This is a genomic window from Limosilactobacillus sp., from assembly GCF_051873075.1.
GTDB lineage: Bacteria > Bacillota > Bacilli > Lactobacillales > Lactobacillaceae > Limosilactobacillus.
Genome location: NZ_JBJEEM010000011.1, coordinates 1 through 19,414, shown reverse-complemented (window position 1 = coordinate 19,414; position 19,414 = coordinate 1). Strand labels below are relative to the sequence as shown.

Here is a 19,414-nt window from a genome sequence, read left to right as displayed (position 1 = left end):
CGGCTTTTTGTAGTTGTGTCTAAAATGTTTGGGGTGCGGATCATTCGTCCACAAAGTTACTCAAGTACTCCCAACGGGCCGTCTTCTCATCAAGCTGCTTTTGGACTTGGTTGAGTTGTTTTTGCAGTTCAGCCAGCTTGGTGTAGTCACTGGCGGCCGCTGCCATCTGTTTCTCCAGGGCTTGGTGCTGCTGGTCAAGCTGGTCAAGGTCATCATCAATATGATTCCACTCCAGCTGTTCTGCGTAGGTCAGTTTGGTCTTCTTCTTGGCAGCCGGCTTCTCTTTCGGCGCCGGTTTAGCCTTCTTCACCGCCGTCTTGGCCGCTTGCTGACTGTCCTTTTCTTCCTGCTCTTCCTTGAGATAGTCAGTGAACCGGCCAGTGTAGCGTTGGATCTGACCGTTGCCGTGGAAGATCAAGAGGTTATCGGCTACCTTGTCGAGGAAGTAGCGATCGTGAGAAACCGTGATGACCGTTCCCGCAAAGTTATCCAGGTAGTCCTCCAATACCGTCAGCGTCCCAATATCGAGGTCGTTGGTCGGTTCGTCCAGCAGGAGGACGTTGGGTTGCTGCATCAGGATCTTAAGCAGGTACAACCGCCGCTTTTCGCCCCCGGAGAGCTTGCGAATCAGAGTGCCGTGCATGAAACGGGGGAAGAGGAAGCGTTCCAGCAACTGGGTAACACTGATCTTGTTGCCATCCTTGTCGGTAACGTTTTCGGCGATTTCGCTCAGGAAGGAGATCATCCGCTTGCTGTCGTCGACCCCCTCGGTTTGCTGGGTGTAGTAGCCAAGCTTAACCGTTTCCCCGATCTTCAGCACCCCGCTATCCAGGGGTACCCGTTGGGCGATCACGTTGAGCAGGCTGGTTTTCCCTGCCCCGTTCTCACCAGTGATTCCAATCCGGTCGCCGGCCTGGACCAGCCAGTTGAAGTCCTGGAGAATCTGGTGGTCGCCAAGCTTGAGATTCGCGTCCTCAAACTTGATGACGTCCTTGCCCAGGCGTTGTGAGCCCAGGTTGATTGAGATATCCTGGTCGACCTTTAAGTTGCCGACCTTTCCCTCTAACTCGTGGAAACGGTTGATCCGCCCCTTTTGTTTGGTACTGCGGGCCTTAGCACCCGTCCGCATCCAAGCCAGCTCCTTCTTATAGAGCTGTTGATTTTTCTTTTCGGTTTCTTGGGCCAGCTCGACCCGTTCCGCCTTCTTAGCCACAAAGTCCTGGTAATTCCCCTCGTAGTGGTAAAGATTACCAAAGGAAAGCTCCCAAATGTGGTTAGTAACTTGGTCCAGGAAGTACCGATCGTGGGTAACAACCAGCACTGCCCCCTTGTAGCTCTTAAGGAAGTCCTGGAGCCAGATGACCGAATCAAGATCCAGGTGGTTGGTCGGTTCGTCTAACAGGAGGAGGTCCGGCTGTTCAATCAGCACCTGGGCCAGGCCGACCCGCTTCTGCTGGCCCCCGGACAGTTCACCAATCTTCTGGCTGGTGTCCTTAATCTTCAGCTGGGTCAGGATCGTCTTGACCTGGCTGTCGGCCTCCCAGGCGTCCTCCTGGTCCATCTTCGCCTGCATCTTGGTATAGCGATCAATTGCCTGGGGGTCCGTAGGCTGGTCGCTGAACTTCTTTAGGGCATCCTCATATGCCCGGATCGTCTTAAAGACCGGCTGCTGGCCCTCGAAGATTGCTTCCATGATCGTCTTTTGCTCATCCAATTCCGGTTGCTGCTTGAGATAACCGATCGTGTAGTCATTGGGCTTTTCAATCGTGCCCTTCTCCGGACTGGTCTCCCCGCTGATGACGTTCAGCAGACTGGTTTTCCCGCTACCGTTGACCCCGATCAGGCCGATCCGATTATTTTCATTGATAATAAAATTAACATCTTTAAAGAGGGTCTTCTCACCATAGGTACTGGTCAGTCCCTCTGCACGCATTGTTTGCATTTTTTACCCCTTTTCTTCTGCCAGTGTCCGAGCCATCTCAAGCAGGGTCTGCTGGTCATTGGCCAGTTGCCCCTGGACCACCGCCTTTGTCAAGTCATTCAGGATCTGACCCAACCGGGGACCGGGCTTGATCTGGCCGGCAACCATCAGAGTACGGCCGTCAACGGCCAATTCTTTACTACTCTTGATCGGCAGGGCCTGATACAGTGCTTCAAGTTCCTGGTCGTCCTTGGCCCACCCGTAGAGCTTGGCAACCTGGTTGGCATCGCGGACGGCATCCCAGCCACCTTCAAACAGATCCAGTGCCGTCAATTTATTATCACGCAGGCAGGCAATCAGCGGCACAATTTTCTTAACCTGTTTGATCAAGTCGTTCGAAGTCTTCCACTGCTTGAGGAACCGCCCGATCGATTTGCCAGTCAGGCCCAGCTGGACGCAGAGCATGGCCCATGCCTGCTGGGTATTTTCAAGCTGCCAGTTGTTGAGCACTAATAATCCGCTCAGGGCGTCCTGCTGGTCAGCCAGGCCCGGGCAGTACCGGTATAGGCCGGTAGCGATGAAGTCCTTTAGACCGCTGACCGGTTGCTGGCCCAAGAGCAGCTTCTCAAACTCAACCTGGATCCGTTCCACCGCAATCTTGGCGAGCAAGGGTGCATTCTGCTTGATCCCCGCCAGGGTGGCCGGATCGATCGTAAAGTCCAATTTGCTGGCAAAGCGGACCGCCCGCATCATCCGCAGGGCATCCTCATGGAATCGCTCGTTAGGGTCGCCGACTGCCCGAATCAGGTGCTTCTTCAGGTCGGTCAAACCGTCAAAGAGGTCAATCACTTCCCCGTTTTCACGGAGTGCCAGGGCATTAATGGTGAAGTCTCGCCGTTTGAGGTCCTCGGCCAGAGAACGCACAAAGGTCACCGAATCGGGGCGCCGGTAGTCCTGGTAGCCGGATTCGGTTCGAAAGGTCGTCGTTTCATAACCGGTCCCGTGGTCCAGGATCATCACGGTACCGTGTTCGATCCCCGTGTCGACGGTTCGTTTAAAGATCGCCTTGATCTCACTGGGATAGGCACTCGTCGCGATGTCGATATCATGGATCGGATCGCCCAGGATAGTGTCCCGCACGCATCCCCCAACAAAGTAGGCTTCAAAGCCCGCCTGCTCGATTCTCTGCAAAACAGGCCGGGCCGGTGTAAAAATCGCCGGAAGCTCTTTAATTATCATCTTATCAAGTCCTTCTTTTCGTCTGCTATTGATTATAACAAATCGTTTTTTCTAGCGCTAATTTTCGTTTTGCGGTATAGTTAAAGTAAATTACGACTTCAAGGGAGCGTGACAAGTGATCATGAATTACCCATACCAGAAACAGTTTCAAGCCTTCCTCCGTGACCAGAAAAAGCTGGCCCCGCTGACCGTCCAGACCTACGATACCAGCCTTACCAACTTCTTTACCTACCTGTTGGCTAACCGGTCCGCGTTTGCCCACGACCCCCGGCTTGCCAACCTCACCGAGAGCGATGTCCGGGCCTACTTTGACATGCTGCGCACCCAGCAGGGAATCACCATGGGCACTTATAACAAGATCCTCTCCCATCTCAACCGTTACTTTCGCTACCTCTTCACCCACCAGCTGATCACGTCCTACCCCACTCTCACACTGCACGGTCAGGCCATCAACCCCCGTCAGCGAATCTCAACCAAGTGGCTCCAACAACTGGACCCGATCCTAAAAGACGACCATGTCCACTACTACACCCGGTTGACCCTTCTCCTCAGCAAATACGGCTTCACCGTGGGCGAATTTCTCCAGCCCGGCTTTTACCGGGTCTTGGCCCAGCACAAGATCACCGATCCGGTCGAACAGGAATTCTTGCAACGGTACCAGGACTTCATCCGCCCTCGACAGGCCCTGCAAAATTCGGCCGACCTCTTCTTAAAGCAACGCTACCAGCCAGATTCTCCCCAGCTTACCAACGCCGGGTTGCACAAGTACTTGAAGGGCGACCAGGACTACCTTGGTTTTCACCTCGCCCCGAAGTATCTCCACCAGAGCTACATTCTGACCGAGCTGGCCAAGCACCGCGACCTAGCCGATGGTGAATTGATGGAGCGCTTAAAACTCGACCCAGCGTCCCTCCTCTACTACCAGCGGCTTCTCCTAAAACTACAATAAAAAACTAGTGATTCCGCAGACACGGCCTATCACTAGTTTTTTAGCAGGTATTAATATTCCTCGTACTCGTCTAACAGGTCTTGCATTGCCGTATCAGTCGGCACCAGGGTCAGGTAACGGCGGAGCTCAGGAAGCATTTTCTGAGTGTTCCCCATTTCACGGTCGAAGTCAATCAGTTCCTTTAAGAAGGTTGGGTCGTCTTGGTAGCTTGGAGCCGCGGCCCGGAAGTACTTATCGGCCAGGTCAAACTGCTCTGTCCGCTGGTAGGACCGGGCCAGATTCCAGTATACCTGGGGGTCAACCTCGTCTTCCTTGATCAATGGCGCCAGCAACTTGATGTTTTCTTGGTCGTCATGCTGGTGCAGGAGGAAGTTGCTGTATTGGAGGATGATGGTCAGGTTGTCCGGGTCCAGCTCATGGGCCTTCTTGAGGTACTTCTCCATCAGCTGGTGGTTGCCGAGATGACTGACGATCTCGGCCGCCTGCGAGTACAGCTGCTCATTATACTGGTCAACCGCCAGGCCCTCCTGAATCGTCCGCAGGGCCTGCGGGTAGTTGCGTTGCTTAGAGAAGGCCTGGGCAAGGGCTGGGTAGGCAGACGCGTACTGGTCATCATCCTTGATCAGGTCCTCTAAGGTCTTGATCGCATCGTCTAACTGGTCAAGGTGGAGCTGGGTAAGGCCCTTTTGGAAGCGGATGTCGCTCGTCTGGTATTCGGGCTTAACCTGCTTGAGATAGCCCAGTGCCTGCTTAAACTGACCGCTCTGGGCATAGCACATTCCCAGCCGCCCAGCAATGTCCACCTTGGCAAATTCGGTATACCCGTTCTTAATGAGGCGGAAGTAGTAATCAATGGCATCATCAAAACGACCAACCAGGTAGTAGAACTCCGCCAGTGCAAACTGGACCGCTGGTTCGTCGGGCGCCAGGCGTTCCGCCTCCTTAAGTTTGCTTTCAGTGACTTCGAACTCCTCCTCGGTCTGGTAGAGATCCGCGGCTACCAGTAAGGACTCCAGGTAGGCCGGTGAATCCGGCTGAACTTGGGCCAGGTAGGAGAGGGCTTCGTCATTATGCCCCTCATCAATGGCAATCGTAGCCAGGTTGGTGCGCAATTCATCTTCATCTGGATAGCGTTCCAGCAAGGTCAGATAAGTACGGCGGGCCTGACGCAAAAAGCCCAGGCCGTACAGTTCCTCGGCCAGACTGAAAAGCATGTCATCGCTGTCGTGATCGAGTGCCTGCCGGAAGGTGCGCTTGGCTTGGGTCAGCTCGCCAGCCTGCAGCTGGTCAAGCATCTGTTCTGAATATGTCAATTTTGGTCTCCCCTGTTAAATAATATCTACCTTAAGAATAGCAAAGATCGCTGAAAAAATAAAACGAGAACGCTAGCTAAGCTAGCATTCTCGTTTATTGTATAAAGCTGTTAATTACTTAACAGCATCCTTCAAAGCTTTACCAGGCTTGAATGCTGGTACCTTGCTTGCAGGGATTTGGATTTCTTTACCAGTTTGTGGGTTGCGGCCCTTACGTGCAGCACGTTGACGTACTTCGAAGTTACCGAAGCCGATCAGTTGAACCTTTTCACCCTTAGCCAAAGATGCTTGGATAGAACTGAAGACAGCGTCAACAGCAGCCGTAGCATCCTTCTTAGTCAAGCCAGTTGCGGCAGCAACGTTACTTACTAATTCTGCTTTGTTTGCCATTTGATTTCACCTCCCACGAATTGACACCACCAAAATGGTACCAATGAATGTTAATTTTGAGTGGTCCAAAATTAACGAAATAATTACGAGGAGTTCGTATCATTTCATTGTTAAGGTTAGCATAGTGAAACCCTACTGGCAAGCGCTTTTCCTCAATTTTTAAGCCTTTTTTATTGTTTCCAAACCGCTTAAATTTACTGACGTTGACGCTTGATCAGGTGGATCGGTGTCCCGCTGAAATCAAACGCCTGCCGAATCTGGTTTTCCAGATAACGCTGGTAGGAGAAGTGCATCAGCTCAGGGTCGTTAACGAAGATCACAAAGGTCGGCGGTGCCGTTGCGACCTGGGTGCCGTAGTAGATGCGGAGCCGCTTCCCATTTTGCGTTGGAGTTGGGTTGGCCGCAATGGCATCCATCAAGACGTTATTCAGGACAGAGGACTGGATCCGCCGCTGATGGTGGGCATTAACCTCCTCAATCAGGCCGGGCAGCTGGTTCAAGCGCTGCTTAGTCTTGGCAGAAACGAAGATGATCGGTGCATAGCTCAGGTACTGGAACTCCTGCCGGATCAGGTTGGTGAAGTCGGTCATCGTCCGGTGGTCCTTCTCCTTTAAGGTGTCCCACTTATTGACGACGATGATCACCCCACAACCGGCCTCATGGGCATAGCCGGCGATATGCTTATCGATTTCACGGATCCCCTCTTCAGCGTTGAGAACCACGCAGACTACGTCACTGTCGTCAATGGCCCGCATCGCCCGCATCAGGGCATAACGCTCAGTATTCTCGTAGATCTTGCCCTTCTTTCGGATCCCGGCCGTATCGACCATCGTGAACTCTTGGCCATCCGCAGTCGTAAAGCTGGTGTTGATGGCGTCCCGAGTCGTTCCCGCAACATTGGAGACGATCACCCGGTTTTGCCCCAGGATCGCGTTGACCAGGGAGGACTTACCAACGTTCGGTCGGCCGATGAAGCTGAAGTGGATACTATCATCTTCATCGTTAGCGACATTGTCAGGGAAGCGATGAATCACCGCATCCAGCAGGTCTCCCATGCCGACCCCGTGCACGCTGGAAACCGGGTATGGTTCGCCCAGCCCCAATGAGTAGAAGTCATAGACATCACTGCGCCGTTCCGGGTTATCAACCTTGTTGACGGCCAGAACCACCGGCTTGTCGGAACGATAAAGGATCCGAGCCACCTGCTCATCGGCGTCAGTGACTCCGTTTTCAATATCCACCACGAAGATGATGACGTCCGCCTCATCAATCGCCACTTCAGCCTGCTCCCGAATTTGCGTCAAAAGCGGCTGATCAGAAAGTTCAATTCCCCCGGTATCAATCAGATTGAAGTGTTTACCCAGCCATTCGCCGTGGGCATAGATCCGATCACGGGTAACCCCCGGGGTATCTTCAACAATTGAGATCCGTTCACCCGCAATGCGGTTAAAGAGGGTTGACTTACCGACGTTCGGTCGGCCAACCACTGCTACAACAGGATTTGCCATAAATTTTCACCCCTTTGATATTATGAATAAAAGAAAGGCTGGGAAGAAATACCTTTCTTCTCAGCCTCCCCGATGCGACTTAATCGTAATTAGTTGTTCCGTAAGTCCTTCAGCTTGTCACCAATCAAATCACCCATGGAGAAACCAGTTTCTTCTTCTGGGGCGTTGTTCATGACGTTCCGGTTGTTGTTCCGGCGTGGACGACGGCCACCACGACGGTTGTCGTTGTCTTCACCCTTTGGACGTTCTTCAAGAGCCTTCATGGATAAGCCTAAACGTTGACGTTCTGGGTCGACGTTCAATACCTTAACCTTAACTTCTTGACCTGGCTTAAGAACATCAGCTGGCGTAGCGATGTGCTTGTGTGAGATTTGGGAAATGTGAACCAAACCTTCAACACCAGGGAATACTTCAACGAAGGCACCGAAGCTCGTCAGGCGCTTAACAGTACCAGTCAGGACAGAGCCGGCTGGAGCCTTTTCTTCGATGTCATCCCATGGTCCAGGAAGAGTTTGCTTGATGGACAGTGAGATCCGTTCGCGGTCAGGGTCGACGCTTAATACCTTAACCTTAACGTCTTGACCAGCAGAAAGAACATCTGATGGCTTGTCAACGTGGTCGTAGGAAATTTCGGAAACGTGAACCAGACCATCAACGCCACCGAGGTCGATGAAGGCACCAAAGTTAGTCATCCGGGCAACCTTACCTTCAACAACGTCGCCAGGTTGTAATTCAGCAAAGACCTTTTCAGCAGCCTTTTCGTGTTCAGCCTTAACGATTTCCTTGTGGGAAAGGATCAGCCGGTTTTCACTTGGTTCGATTTCGATGATCTTGAATTCAAGTTCTTGGCCCTTGAATTGGTTCAAGTCTTCAACGTAGTGATCAGTGATCATTGAAGCAGGGACAAAACCACGTACTCCAGCATCAACAACTAAACCACCCTTAACTGCTTGGGTAACCTTAGCAGTGATGGTTTCACCATCATCGAACTTCTTTTGAATGTCATCCCATACCTTACGGGCTTCAAGACGACGGTGAGAAAGTAAGTAACTACCATTTTCCTTATCGTTACCAATCTTAGAGATGACAACTAAGTCTAATTCGTCACCCACTTTAACTGCATCATTGATGTCTTCAACTGGCTTGGTTGATAATTCCTTAGCAGGGACGACACCTTCAACCCCTGCATCTTTAATACCAACGATAGCTTGACGATCGTCATCGATTGCCAAAACTTCACCCTTGACAACATCGCCCACCTTAACAGTTTCGATGCTATCAAGTGCCTTTAACATATCGTTGTTCTTTTCATTGTTTTCAGCCATTAAAAAAAATCCTCCTTGCAACAATCAACTCTAGAAACTATTCTACTAAAAAAAGTTTAGTATTTCCAGTGTTTACTGTAATTGTTCCTGAGTTTTTTTGATTATCTTACTGATCTCGTCCACGACCTGATCAATCGACAGGTTCGTGGTATCCAACCTGACGGCATCTGGGGCCTGAGTCAGCGGTGAGACCGCCCGCGTGGAATCCTTTTGATCCCGCAACTCAATTTCTTTTTGAAGCTCCGCCAAAGAAGCAGTCGCAATCCCCTTAGCCTTGTTTTCAACATACCGCCGACGCGCCCGTTCATGCGCCGTCGCCACCATGAAGATCTTAACGGGGGCCTTAGGCAGGACAGTGGTTCCGATATCACGACCATCCATCACGATGCCGCCGGCTTGGGCAATTTTGCGTTGCTGATTGGTCATCTCCGTCCGGACGGCTGGAATGGCTGCCACCGCGGAAACGTTTTTGTCAATCTCCCCTTGGCGAATGTCTTGGGTAACCTCATCGCCGTCAAGGAAAACCCGCTGTTCGGGGTCACCAGGCTGGAAGCTGATCTTGATTTGCTGTGCCAGACGGACGATCTGGTCGGTGTCGTCCATCGACAGCCCCTTACGCAGGGCAGCCAGGGTTACGACCCGATACATTGCCCCCGTGTCACAGTACACGTAATTAAACCGCTTGGCCACCAGTTTGGCAACCGTGCTCTTGCCTGCTGAGGCCGGCCCGTCAATGGCCACTTGGATCCTTGTCATATCTATCTTTCACTCCAAATCTATTTTACTCGTAACTGCTGACCAGGATGAATTGGTGTCCTGACCGTCATGTTGTTCAATTGGGCGAGTTCCTGGGCAGAAATGCCATTGTGTTCGGCAATCCGATAAACACTCTCGCCGCGCTGCACCGTCACATACCGCCGTCCTTGGGCATTACTGGCCGCCGAACTACTACTGCTGGTCAGTGAACTTGATCTGCTACTCGTGATTGACGAAGCAGACGACAACTGGCTGCTGCTTACAGACGAGCTCGCCCGCTGGTGCTTTTTAGCTGAGGTTTTGGACCGTTGAGAAGCTTTTTTTTTACTACTCACGGATGACGACGCCTGTTGTTCCGTCCGTAACGGGTGATTGAACGATTGCTTGTTGTTGACCCAATAAATTACCGGGGCCGCTGCCAAGATAATAATCAGGACAATCAGCACCGTTGTGATCATTGAATTATGCGACCGTTGCCGCCGGTGCTCCGTCCGTGACAGGTGGCCGTCACTATCGAGATCCTCGTTATCAGTAAAGGTCTTGTCCCATAATTCATCACGCTGTTGGCGCGTCTCTTCATGATGCTCACTCACTAAATAAACCTCCCTTGCGATAAAGTTTAACGTCTTTGATTGTAGCGCACGTCTTTGTATCTTGTCTAGCACCGATTGTCATTGGACCGGCTGGTTAAAGAGCTGTCGCAAGCGCTGGTGCCAGTCCGCTTGCTGACCACTCGCCGGCCCATCAATTGGGATTGGAAATGTGAGTTCTCCTAACCAATTTTGCTGGTCAGCGTCACAACACGGCGGCGAAAACTCGCCAGCTTCCTCACCGAAATAATCAAGCAGAAAGCGCCGACGACAGGTCGTCAGACTGAGATAATCTAGCATCTTTTGCAGACTGATGATTTGCTGGCGGCGCCGCTGTTTGAATGCCGCGATTATCTGGGCGGGCTGGTAGTCATGGTCCAGGTAGAAGGCGAACAGGTCCTGATCATCGCCGAGGACGGTGGGCTGCAAGCGGTGATTCTTCACCTGAGTCAGCAGGTTGACACTGGGGAGGCTGATGGCCGTCAGCTGGCTGGGCAACCCTTCGTCCCCAGGAGCATACAATAAAACTGCTACACTCTGCTGACCATCACGACCGGCCCGACCAATCTCTTGCATATAGCTCTCCAGGTTTGCCGGCAGGTGGTAGTGAATGACGTAGCGGATGTCATCCTTATCAATCCCCATTCCGAAGGCGCTCGTCGCACAAATCAGCTGAATCTGGTTCTTCATGAACTGTTGCTGAATCTTGAAACGGTCGACCGGTGACATCCCTGCATGGTACGGGACAACGACGAATCCGGTCTGCTCATGGAGCCATTCGGCCACCTGTGTCGCCAGTTTGCGGCTGGCAAAGTAGATGATTCCGGGCCCCGGCAATTTAGCCACCAGCTGGAGCAGGCGTTCGTCCTTTTCCTGCTGGTTAGTCACTCGCTCCACGGCCAGGAAGATGTTGGGCCGGTTGACGGAGCGAATCACCATGTGGACACGGTCGCGGTTCAATCCCAGCTTTTTCAGGATGTCTCGGCGGACCCGCGGCGGCGCAGTCGCGGTCAGCATCAGCAGGCGCGGCTGGCCGATGGATTCGCGAATTTTTTGCAGCAGCAGGTACTCGGGGCGAAAGTCGGGGCCCCACTGTGAGATGCAATGGGCCTCGTCAATCACCATCATGCTTAGCGGAATTCGGCGAAGGGCCGCCAGAATTGCCGGATTAGTCAGGATCTCCGGGGAAGCGAAGATGAAACGGTAGCTGGCCAGCGACTGCAAGACCTGGTCACGAGCGGCACCATGCAGCTGGCTATTTAGCATCACCACCCGCTTCTCACCATGCTGGCGCAGGCGGTCGACCTGGTCCTGCATCAAAGAAATTAGGGGCGATACAATAATGACCCCGCCGGGCAACAAGTAGGCTGGCAATTGGTACAGCAACGACTTGCCCGCCCCCGTCGGCAAGACCGCCAGGGTATCGTGCCCGGCTAATAGTGATTCAATCGTCTCCCGCTGGCCATCGCGAAAGTCCTGATAACCGAAACGTTCTTTCAGCAGCCGGTACATTTCAGCCGAATTAGTCATGCCGCTCCCTCCCCTGAAAGATTTGAAAAAGCCGATACTCAAAAAAGGCGTCCCCCGCGGCTGGCTTTGCCGGTTGAAAGCGCCACGCCGTCACGTCTTCGGTTGGGTACCGTTTTGCCAAGGCTGCGCGCTGAGCAGCGGGCAACAATTGGTCCCAATCCAGCTGGTCCGGGCATAAGATGGCCGCCTCCAGGATATGCTCCCGTACCGTACTCAGCTTCAAGTGGCGCCGAGCGGCAATCTGTTCCAGGGTAGCGCCCCGACGATAAAAGCCCAGGGTGGCACCCGCGCTCCTCGACAGCGGGCCGGCATTGAGCAATGGCGCCAAGAGGTCGTGCAATGGCCCCGGGACGTGTCGACAATAGGCCGCCACTCCTAAGAGCAAGTCATGATTAAGGACCAGCATATCGGCAGTGGAAAGATGCAGCTGTTCGGCCAGCTGGTCATTGGTCCACGCCGGCAGGTCATGGCCAACCAGTCCGTCGACCAGGAAAGCGGCCAGCTTCGGATTTGCATCCGCCAACCCGGTTGTCAGCCGGTCAAGGTCACGATAGACCGCCGCAGCCAGGTGCTGGCGGTCGGTCCGACGAAACCATTGTTTTACCGCCAGCATCTGGCCATACTCCACCGTCACAGGCGCGTATTTGGCGTTGTGATAAGCATATTCCGACACCACCTGCATCCCCAAGAGCAAGCGTTGGCCGAACTGATTGGTATTAGTTAGCCAGTACCAGTCGAGGAAGTGCGGCTGGTATTGTTTTCCCGCTTCCTGCTGTTGGACTCCCTTAACCGTCAGCCGGGCTTGGTGCTCATCATCAACAATTAGCAGTTGCTCTTCTACCAGCGACTTGATGGTTGCATCATATTCTGCTCGTTGCAGCTGTCGATTGGCGCCCAGCCATTGCAAGAGACCGTACTGCTGCCCCCAAAACAGGTTGGAGACCGTTTGACGGTTGGTCAGCAGGCCTTCGATTACCCGAATCCGGCGGGGCTGATGATAGGAAAAAAAACGTAAGATGTATGAATTCATAGTCAAAACCTCATTACTCATTCTCTCACTAGGAACAAACGGAAACAAACTTTAAATGCACTAAAAAAGATTGCAGCAAAACTTTTCACTGCAATCCTTTCTTGAATTAATTATTGATAACGATGGGCTGCCAACCACGGTCGCAATTGAATCGCGATGATGGCAAACACCCCGGTAACCAGCAGTCCCTTGATAAGATTAAACGGCAAAACTCCGAGGGCAACCAGCTGCGAAACCGGCAGGGTCGACTTCCAGTTCCAAACCGCCATATACAGCGGCGTCAGAACCCACAGATTCAGCAAGGACATCACCACGGTCAGGGTCAGGATAGCCGCAACACCGCCAACCAGGAGTTGCTTTTTCTGTGACCACTGCGGCTTCTTCTTCCAGATCAGGCAAAACGGCAAGAGGAGCGCAAGAGACGAAATGAAATCACTGAAAAGACCGATCAGTTCCCCGACCGAAAATCCCCGAATCATCCCGTGAATCAGGCACTTAATCAAAGCAATCACGATGCCCCCGACCGGACCGTAGATGTAGCCTCCGATCAAAACAGGAACATCCGAAAAGTCGATCTTGAGATAGGATGCCATCGGGATAATGGGGAACTCGAATAGCATCAGGATAAAGGCCAACGCCCCTAAGCAGGCGATTCCGACCAACCGTTGAATTCGTAAATGCGACACTGTCATAATAACAACCTCCATTGAGATTGCCTTCAGTCGGCCCCTTTTAGAAAATAAAAGCGCTACCAACAAATAACTGCCAGCAGCGCCTACTTTAATTAGGGTTAACGTACGTAGAAGTTTCTTCTATATACCAGACTATACTGTCGGCTCCAGGATTTAACTGGATCAACCACTTGACGTGGGTTGCGGGCTTGCACCGCCGGTCGGGAATTTCACCGCGCCTTGAAGACAACTTTTTAAATTTTACAACTTTATTATAAGGGCTTTCCCCCGTCACGTCAACGTTTTTCCAAGCTGACTAATTTGGCGGCATATTGCTACAGCTGTTTCAGCTTGGTGACCTCCTCAGGCCGGAGCTCACGGAATTCGCCCGACTGCAGCCCCTGCAAATTTAAGAAGCCGTATGTTTCCCGGTGCAATTTGATCACCGGGTGCCCGACAGCTTCAAGCATCCGCTTAACCTGGTGGTAGCGGCCTTCGTGAATCGTCAATTGAACCAGGCTGGTCTGGTGGTGACGGTCCACCTCCTTCAGCCTGGTTTTGGCCGGCTTAGTCTTCTTGCCGTCGATCCGGACTCCTAAGCGAAGCCGTTTCAGTTCGTCGTTTTGGATAACCCCCTTAACCTTGGCAATGTAGGTCTTAGCAACCTCGAAACGAGGGTGCATCAGCTTATTGGCTAATTCACCGTCATTAGTCAACAGGAGGATACCAGTAGTGTCATAATCCAAGCGGCCAACCGGGTAAATCCGTTCCTCAACCTCATCTTCACGCAGGATATCTACCACCGTCTTCCGGCCTTTTTCATCATGGGCACTGGAGATGACGCCCCGCGGCTTATTCAGCAAGTAATAGACGTGTGCTTCCCGGTGGATCGGCACCCCGTCGACCTCAACCTTGTCGTGCCGGCTGACCTTGGTGCCCAGCTCCGTAACTGTTTCACCATTGACCTGCACCCGGCCGCCTGAAATCAGCTTTTCAGAGGCTCGCCGCGAGGCAACTCCCGCCGCGGCCATTACTTTTTGCAATCTTTCCATTTAATTTCTTCCCCCTTGCTTGCGTGACTGGAATGCTGTTAAAAATAGGTCCCCACTCAATGCCGCACTATCGAGGTCTTCCTGCTCCGGCAGCGGTGGCAGATCCTCCAGCGATGACAGGCCAAAGTAGTCCAGGAAGCTCTCCGTTGTGACATAGCGGAAAGGTCGGCCAGGAGCATCAAGGCGGCCATGGGTATCCACCAGTCCCCGAGCCATCAGCTTTTGTAACGACCCCGAACTCTGGACTCCCCGAATCTCGTCAATTTCCAGACGGGTAATCGGTTGGCGGTAGGCAATGATTGCTAAGACTTCCAACAAAGCGTTGGTCAGCGGCACCGTCAGCGGAATCTCGAAGTACTGCTTGATCACCGGTGCCAGCGTCGGTTTGGTCGCCAGGCGGTAAGTCTGGCCGCTATGCAAGACGACGAGCGCGCTATTGGGATCTTCTTCATAGCGCGCCGCCAACTTGTCTAGGATGGCGGTGATTGCTGGCTTCATGAAACCGGTGACCTTAGCCAGGTCGCCAACCGTGATCCCCTCATCACCGCTGATGAACAGTAGGCCCTCAATCTGGGCGGTATTCGTTATTTCGGTAGTCATCACTCTTCAAACCTTCCTTGATAATTATTGGTGCAAACAATCCCGCCTGCTCAATGTGGACGGCTTGGTGCTTAGCTAGTTCCAAAACGGCCAGGAAAGTGGTCACCAGCTCGTCTTTTGTTACCGCCCGTGTTAACAGGTCGACAAAGCGCTGCGGCCCGGCCGTCACCTGTTCAAAAACCGTCCTCATCTGCTGGGCAACACTGACCTTCTCTGCCGCCACGGTTTCAACGGCAGGTTGGACAAACCGATGCCGCTTCAGGACTTGCGTAAAGGCGGCCTGGAGCTGTTCCAAACTGACCCCCGGGGCCACCTGCTCACTCACCAGGTCACGGGGAACCCGCATCGCCGGCCGAGTATACTCCTGCTGGCGGTAGTTTTCCTTGTCCTTCAGGTGATCAGCCGCCTTTTTGTAACGCTGGTATTCAATCAGCTGCTCGACCAGCTCCTGGCGGGGATCGACCGGCTCTTCAACTGGTTCCTCATCAAGCGGCGGCGCCTGGGGAAGCAGGAGCTGACTCTTGATCCGCATCAAAGTTGAGGCCATCACAAAATACTCCCCAGCGATCTCTAACCGGTGGGCCTTCATCTGATGAAGATAGTCCATGTACTGGCTGGTGATCGTGGCAATCTTAATGTCATAGATGTCCATCTTCGCCTCTTGGATTAGGTGCAATAGGAGGTCGAGGGGCCCCTCGAAGTCTCCCAGCTTCAGGGTTGGCTGGTGATCAGCCCGCACAGTCTTGTCCTCATTCATTTGCCTTCCCCCAAGTCGTAATCAATGGTTGCGTGCTCAGCGTCCCCATCAGCCGACGGTCCGGGTACTCCTCGTGAATAGCAGTCAGGAGGGCATAAACATTCCGTCCGGAGCGTTCACTCGGGGTAAAGGAAAGCCGGCGCAGCAATACATAGTCGGTTCCGAGCTCCAAGATAACCACTGCGATGAAGTGATTGTCCTCCTGATCCTTCCAGAGGTAAATCGGATTTTCCTCTTCCAGGGCCCAGTGAAGCTCATCCTTGAATCGCTGTCCATCGCGCAGCTCGGGGAGCAGGGAAAGCAGGCCCATTGCAATCTTTTGATAGTCTTTTCGATAATGTACTAGCATACCTTTCCCTCCCTAGTTCATGCTCGTGGGTGATATTTTTCGTAGGTCTTAAAAAGCTCCTGCGGGGTAACTTTCAGGTAGGGGCGGAGCATGCGAAGCTCCGTGTACCCCAGCATTTCCTGGACAGCCTGGCCACTGGCCCCCCGCGAAAGCAACTGCACAGCCAGCGTATAACGAAAGGTCTGCGGCGTCACCGGCTTAGTGATCCCCGCCTCTTGAACCCAATTCTTGAAGTTCTTCCAAATTCCCTGCCGGGTCAACGGCCGCCCGTGGGCATTAAGGAAGACCGCCGTCTGGTCTCCATCGACCAGTTGCGGCCGGACTGTCTGCAGGTACTTTTCCAGCCACGAAACCGTGGGCCGGCCTAGCGGAACCATTCGTTCATGCCGACCGCTCCCCTGCAACTGCACAAACTTGATGTCAAGGTGGAGCGAATCGAGGGGCAGGGTCGTCAGCTCGGTCACCCGCATTCCGGTCGCATCGAGCAATTCGAGGATCGCCCGGTCGCGAATTCCCAGCGGGGTCGTGGTATCCGGAACGTTTAAGAGGCAGTCAACCTCTTCCTCAGTTAGGACTACTGGCGGTTCGGGCGAGGTGCTGACCGGCCGGTGGTCAATGGTTTCCATCGGATTAATTACTAGTTGGCGCTGCCGGACCAGGTAGCGGAAGAACTGGCGCAGGCTTGAGATCAGCCGGTTAATAGTCGCCACTGACTTGCCGGCCTGCTGTTGAGCTGTTAAAAAATCCATTACGGCATACCGATCGACGGCCTGCCAGTCGGTGATCCCCTGCTTCATAAAGAAGTTCTTGGCGGACACCAGGTCGCGGCGGTAATTTTCCTGGGTGTTGGTTGCCAGTCCCCGCTCGTCTTTAAGCATTGCAATAAAGGCGGTAATCTCATCCGTCATTTTCAATCATTCTTTTCTAAGAGAATCAGCTGGCCAGCCTTTTCTTCAACCAGGCCCAATTTAAGCAGGTGACCAACCGCCCGCTTAAACTGGCCCTTGCTGATCCCGAAGACTGCCCGGATGTCCTTAGGGTCGCTTTTATCGGTATACGGCAGACTGTGGTGCTGATCCTGCTTTAGCATTGCCAGCAGCATCTGGGCATCCTCACCGATTGCCTGGTAGGCCCGCGGCTTCAATGACAAGTTAAGACTGTTGTGTGACGAAACCCCGATCACCCGTGCCTTGACCCGTTGACCCAGCCGAGGCTCCTGGTCCCGCTCACTGGGATGAATAAAGCCCAGGTGGTAGCCGTCCGTTAAAACGTGGGTACCATTGAGTTTCAGCTGATAGACCGTTGCGTAAGTATCGTGGTTCTGCAACCGCGGTGATGGCGCTGCCGAGATGGTATTAAAAATGGCGTCATCCGCCAGCTTCCCCCAGATGCGGTCCTTACTATCAACCGTCAGGGCAATCATCAAACGATCGCCCGGTTGCGGCCAGAGGTGCTTTGGCTCCGGCAGATCGTCCAAAGAAACCACGATGTCCTTATTGGGCAACCCGATATCGACGAACACCCCGAGGTCGCGCCGCACCCCGACGACGGTTCCAAAGTCATAGTGATCAACTTGAACGGTTGGGATATGCTGACAGGTCATCTGTAACTGGTGATCCTCATTTTCATACACGAAGCCGCGGACCTGCCCACCGATGTGGAGGACCTGCGGACTCTCCGTCTTCAACAGGCGGTATGTCTGACCATTGCGGGCCGGCTGGACAAAATAATAATCGTCGTTTTCGTCGATCATCACCGCCGAAACGACTTTTCCTAATGCAGAGTTCATATTCTTACCCCACTTATCTCTTCTAGATTGCATACTAGAACTATTTTACACGGCGAACCAGGCTTTGACCAGTTTCCAACAAATAAAAAAAGAGTACGACCGTAATCGTACTCTTTTCATTTAACGTTAATAACGATTAGTCAATCGTCTTAACCCGCATCAGGTTAGTAGCACCTGGGACACCCAAAGGCACACCGGCAACGATGATGATCTTGTCACCCTTCTTAGCGAAGCCGAGTTCAACTGCCTTTTCAGCAGCCAGGTCAAACATCTTGTCGGTATCCTTCATTTCAGAAACAACGTAAGGTTGAACACCCCAGTTGATCATGAGACCCCGTTCTACCCGCTCGTTAGGAGTCAGGGCAACGATGTCGGCGTTAGGACGGTACTTGGAGATCATCTTAGCAGTGTAGCCTGAAGCAGTGTAGGCAACAATGGTGTGGATGTCCAAGTCCTTAGCAGCATTAGCAACTGCTGAACCGATCGTTTCAGTAACATCAGACTTGTCCCAATCAAAGGTTTCAGTACCGAATTCCCAAAGGTGGTTTTCAGCCTTGATGTCAATGGCGTTCATCATGGCAACGGACTTAACAGGGTAGTCACCGTTGGCACTTTCACCAGAAAGCATCGTTGCGTCAGTACCATCGAAGACAGCGTTAGCAACGTCAGATACTTCGGCACGAGTTGGACGTGGGTTTTCTTGCATGGAGTCCAGCATTTGGGTAGCAGTGATAACTGGCTTACCTAATTCGTTGCACCGCTTGATCATGTGCTTTTGGACGATCGGCACATTTTCAGCAGGAATTTCAACACCCATGTCACCACGAGGAACCATCAGACCATCAGAAACTTCGATGATTTCTTCGAAGTTGTCGATACCTTCTTGAGATTCGATCTTAGGGAAGATTTGAACGTCTTCCATGTTCTTTTCCTTGAGGAGTTCACGAATGTCAAGAACGTCTTGGGCCTTACGAACGAATGAAGCAGAGATGTAGTTGATCTTGTTGTCAAGACCGAAGCGAATGTCACTGCTGTCCTTTTCCGTGATCCCTGGCAGGTTGATGGAAACACCTGGGGCGTTAACACCCTTCCGTGAGCCAAGAACACCGTGGTTCAGAACGTGGCAAACCAATTCCTTGTTTGCTTCGTCCTTTTCGTCGATCAGCATGTCGATCAGACCATCGTCAAAGAGAACGTGGCCACCAACATGAGTATCGTCGTACAGACCTGGGTAGGTAACGGCGATCTTGTCGTGGGTACCTTCTAATGAAGCATCCATGGAAATACGAACCTTGTCACCAATGTTGTATTCGATCTTACCGTCCTTTTGAACAGTAGTCCGAATTTCAGCACCCTTAGTATCAAGCATGATACCAACGTGCTTACCAGTGATTTCTTCGGCCTTCTTAACGTTTTGCATCCGGCCCAAGTGTTCTGGGTGGTCACCGTGTGAGAAGTTGAAACGGAAAATGTTTGCTCCCGCTTGGATCAGCTTAACGATCGTATCAACATCAGTACTTGCAGGACCAAGGGTACTTACAATCTTGGTTTTCTTCATAAATGAATCTCTCCTTTACATTTATGCATCAACTGCGGTCTGCCAATTGCATCCCTCATTTGCACACTTGTATAATAGCACTTTTCA

The 19,414-nt window shown here is 52.6% G+C and carries 19 protein-coding genes and 1 riboswitch; of the genes, 1 reads left to right on the top strand and 18 read right to left on the bottom strand.

What is annotated here, in order from left to right; all coding sequences use genetic code 11:
* Positions 1–40: 40 nt before the first annotated feature.
* Together ACI31J_RS02125 and ACI31J_RS02120 are read right to left on the bottom strand one after the other, a co-directional pair.
* Positions 41–1,942: an ABC-F family ATP-binding cassette domain-containing protein gene (locus ACI31J_RS02125; protein WP_439772802.1), complete on the bottom strand. Its 1,902-nt coding sequence runs from the start codon at positions 1,940–1,942 to the stop codon at positions 41–43.
* A gap of 3 nt (positions 1,943–1,945) precedes the next feature.
* Complete coding sequence (locus ACI31J_RS02120; RefSeq protein WP_439772801.1) at positions 1,946–3,160, bottom strand: CCA tRNA nucleotidyltransferase; 1,215 nt, start codon at positions 3,158–3,160, stop codon at positions 1,946–1,948.
* Positions 3,161–3,281: 121 nt separating this feature from the next.
* On the opposite strand from ACI31J_RS02120, the gene ACI31J_RS02115 reads away from it, so the two are divergent.
* Complete coding sequence (locus tag ACI31J_RS02115) at positions 3,282–4,109, top strand: site-specific integrase (RefSeq protein ID WP_439772804.1); 828 nt, start codon at positions 3,282–3,284, stop codon at positions 4,107–4,109.
* A 50-nt stretch (positions 4,110–4,159) separates the two neighbouring features.
* Here ACI31J_RS02115 and ACI31J_RS02110 read toward each other — a convergent pair whose 3' ends face one another.
* From ACI31J_RS02110 to pyk, 16 genes are all read right to left on the bottom strand, one after another.
* Positions 4,160–5,422 (bottom strand): tetratricopeptide repeat protein, encoded by a 1,263-nt coding sequence (locus ACI31J_RS02110; protein WP_439772800.1) that lies wholly within the window; start codon positions 5,420–5,422, stop codon positions 4,160–4,162.
* Positions 5,423–5,536: 114 nt separating this feature from the next.
* The gene (locus tag ACI31J_RS02105) at positions 5,537–5,812 is read right to left on the bottom strand and encodes an HU family DNA-binding protein (RefSeq protein ID WP_057808260.1); all 276 of its coding nucleotides are present in this window, start codon (positions 5,810–5,812) and stop codon (positions 5,537–5,539) included.
* A 194-nt stretch (positions 5,813–6,006) separates the two neighbouring features.
* Complete coding sequence (gene der / locus ACI31J_RS02100) at positions 6,007–7,320, bottom strand: ribosome biogenesis GTPase Der (RefSeq protein ID WP_439772799.1); 1,314 nt, start codon at positions 7,318–7,320, stop codon at positions 6,007–6,009.
* Positions 7,321–7,409: 89 nt separating this feature from the next.
* On the bottom strand, positions 7,410–8,645 hold the full coding sequence (gene rpsA / locus ACI31J_RS02095; RefSeq protein WP_439772798.1) for a 30S ribosomal protein S1: 1,236 nt from the start codon (positions 8,643–8,645) through the stop codon (positions 7,410–7,412).
* A gap of 72 nt (positions 8,646–8,717) precedes the next feature.
* Positions 8,718–9,401, bottom strand: a complete 684-nt coding sequence (gene cmk, locus ACI31J_RS02090) for a (d)CMP kinase (RefSeq protein ID WP_439772797.1) — start codon at positions 9,399–9,401, stop codon at positions 8,718–8,720.
* A gap of 20 nt (positions 9,402–9,421) precedes the next feature.
* Positions 9,422–9,994 carry an SAG1386/EF1546 family surface-associated protein gene (locus tag ACI31J_RS02085; RefSeq protein WP_439772796.1) on the bottom strand — a complete coding sequence of 191 codons (573 nt, stop codon included), beginning with the start codon at positions 9,992–9,994 and terminating at the stop codon, positions 9,422–9,424.
* A gap of 78 nt (positions 9,995–10,072) precedes the next feature.
* A complete protein-coding gene (locus tag ACI31J_RS02080; protein ID WP_439772795.1) occupies positions 10,073–11,521 on the bottom strand; it encodes a RecQ family ATP-dependent DNA helicase in 1,449 nt (482 codons plus the stop codon).
* Positions 11,514–12,551 (bottom strand): helix-turn-helix domain-containing protein, encoded by a 1,038-nt coding sequence (locus tag ACI31J_RS02075; RefSeq protein WP_439772794.1) that lies wholly within the window; start codon positions 12,549–12,551, stop codon positions 11,514–11,516. Before ACI31J_RS02075 ends, ACI31J_RS02080 begins: the two co-directional genes overlap by 8 nt.
* Before the next feature lie 110 nt (positions 12,552–12,661).
* Positions 12,662–13,243, bottom strand: a complete 582-nt coding sequence (locus ACI31J_RS02070; protein ID WP_439772793.1) for an ECF transporter S component — start codon at positions 13,241–13,243, stop codon at positions 12,662–12,664.
* A gap of 111 nt (positions 13,244–13,354) precedes the next feature.
* Positions 13,355–13,474, bottom strand: a riboswitch (FMN riboswitch).
* Positions 13,475–13,557: 83 nt separating this feature from the next.
* On the bottom strand, positions 13,558–14,274 hold the full coding sequence (locus ACI31J_RS02065; RefSeq protein ID WP_439772792.1) for a pseudouridine synthase: 717 nt from the start codon (positions 14,272–14,274) through the stop codon (positions 13,558–13,560).
* Positions 14,275–14,862, bottom strand: a complete 588-nt coding sequence (gene scpB, locus ACI31J_RS02060) for an SMC-Scp complex subunit ScpB (RefSeq protein WP_439772803.1) — start codon at positions 14,860–14,862, stop codon at positions 14,275–14,277.
* Complete coding sequence (locus tag ACI31J_RS02055; protein WP_439772791.1) at positions 14,840–15,631, bottom strand: segregation and condensation protein A; 792 nt, start codon at positions 15,629–15,631, stop codon at positions 14,840–14,842. The genes scpB and ACI31J_RS02055 overlap by 23 nt, the downstream gene beginning before the upstream one ends.
* Positions 15,624–15,980, bottom strand: coding sequence for a reductase (locus ACI31J_RS02050; RefSeq protein ID WP_439772790.1), 357 nt, complete (start codon positions 15,978–15,980; stop codon positions 15,624–15,626). The genes ACI31J_RS02055 and ACI31J_RS02050 overlap by 8 nt, the downstream gene beginning before the upstream one ends.
* 17 nt (positions 15,981–15,997) lie before the next feature.
* Positions 15,998–16,888 carry a tyrosine-type recombinase/integrase gene (locus ACI31J_RS02045; protein ID WP_439772789.1) on the bottom strand — a complete coding sequence of 297 codons (891 nt, stop codon included), beginning with the start codon at positions 16,886–16,888 and terminating at the stop codon, positions 15,998–16,000.
* Between the two features lie 2 nt (positions 16,889–16,890).
* Positions 16,891–17,769 (bottom strand): CvfB family protein, encoded by an 879-nt coding sequence (locus tag ACI31J_RS02040; protein ID WP_439772788.1) that lies wholly within the window; start codon positions 17,767–17,769, stop codon positions 16,891–16,893.
* Positions 17,770–17,905: 136 nt separating this feature from the next.
* The gene (gene pyk, locus ACI31J_RS02035; RefSeq protein ID WP_320609846.1) at positions 17,906–19,327 is read right to left on the bottom strand and encodes a pyruvate kinase; all 1,422 of its coding nucleotides are present in this window, start codon (positions 19,325–19,327) and stop codon (positions 17,906–17,908) included.
* Positions 19,328–19,414 lie beyond the last annotated feature (87 nt).

Excerpts from the sequence above, each read along its gene's own strand:
- ACI31J_RS02040 (WP_439772788.1), bottom strand. The coding sequence starts at position 17,769 with ATGAACTCTGCATTAGGAAAAGTCGTTTCGGCGGTGATGATCGACGAA.
- ACI31J_RS02065 (WP_439772792.1), bottom strand. The coding sequence starts at position 14,274 with ATGGAAAGATTGCAAAAAGTAATGGCCGCGGCGGGAGTTGCCTCGCGG.
- ACI31J_RS02120 (WP_439772801.1), bottom strand. The coding sequence starts at position 3,160 with ATGATAATTAAAGAGCTTCCGGCGATTTTTACACCGGCCCGGCCTGTT.
- ACI31J_RS02050 (WP_439772790.1), bottom strand. The coding sequence starts at position 15,980 with ATGCTAGTACATTATCGAAAAGACTATCAAAAGATTGCAATGGGCCTG.
- rpsA (WP_439772798.1), bottom strand. The coding sequence starts at position 8,645 with ATGGCTGAAAACAATGAAAAGAACAACGATATGTTAAAGGCACTTGAT.
- ACI31J_RS02115 (WP_439772804.1), top strand. The coding sequence starts at position 3,282 with ATGAATTACCCATACCAGAAACAGTTTCAAGCCTTCCTCCGTGACCAG.
- ACI31J_RS02070 (WP_439772793.1), bottom strand. The coding sequence starts at position 13,243 with ATGACAGTGTCGCATTTACGAATTCAACGGTTGGTCGGAATCGCCTGC.
- cmk (WP_439772797.1), bottom strand. The coding sequence starts at position 9,401 with ATGACAAGGATCCAAGTGGCCATTGACGGGCCGGCCTCAGCAGGCAAG.
- ACI31J_RS02055 (WP_439772791.1), bottom strand. The coding sequence starts at position 15,631 with ATGAATGAGGACAAGACTGTGCGGGCTGATCACCAGCCAACCCTGAAG.
- ACI31J_RS02075 (WP_439772794.1), bottom strand. The coding sequence starts at position 12,551 with ATGAATTCATACATCTTACGTTTTTTTTCCTATCATCAGCCCCGCCGG.
- ACI31J_RS02080 (WP_439772795.1), bottom strand. The coding sequence starts at position 11,521 with ATGACTAATTCGGCTGAAATGTACCGGCTGCTGAAAGAACGTTTCGGT.
- ACI31J_RS02045 (WP_439772789.1), bottom strand. The coding sequence starts at position 16,888 with ATGACGGATGAGATTACCGCCTTTATTGCAATGCTTAAAGACGAGCGG.
- ACI31J_RS02125 (WP_439772802.1), bottom strand. The coding sequence starts at position 1,942 with ATGCAAACAATGCGTGCAGAGGGACTGACCAGTACCTATGGTGAGAAG.
- ACI31J_RS02105 (WP_057808260.1), bottom strand. The coding sequence starts at position 5,812 with ATGGCAAACAAAGCAGAATTAGTAAGTAACGTTGCTGCCGCAACTGGC.
- der (WP_439772799.1), bottom strand. The coding sequence starts at position 7,320 with ATGGCAAATCCTGTTGTAGCAGTGGTTGGCCGACCGAACGTCGGTAAG.
- pyk (WP_320609846.1), bottom strand. The coding sequence starts at position 19,327 with ATGAAGAAAACCAAGATTGTAAGTACCCTTGGTCCTGCAAGTACTGAT.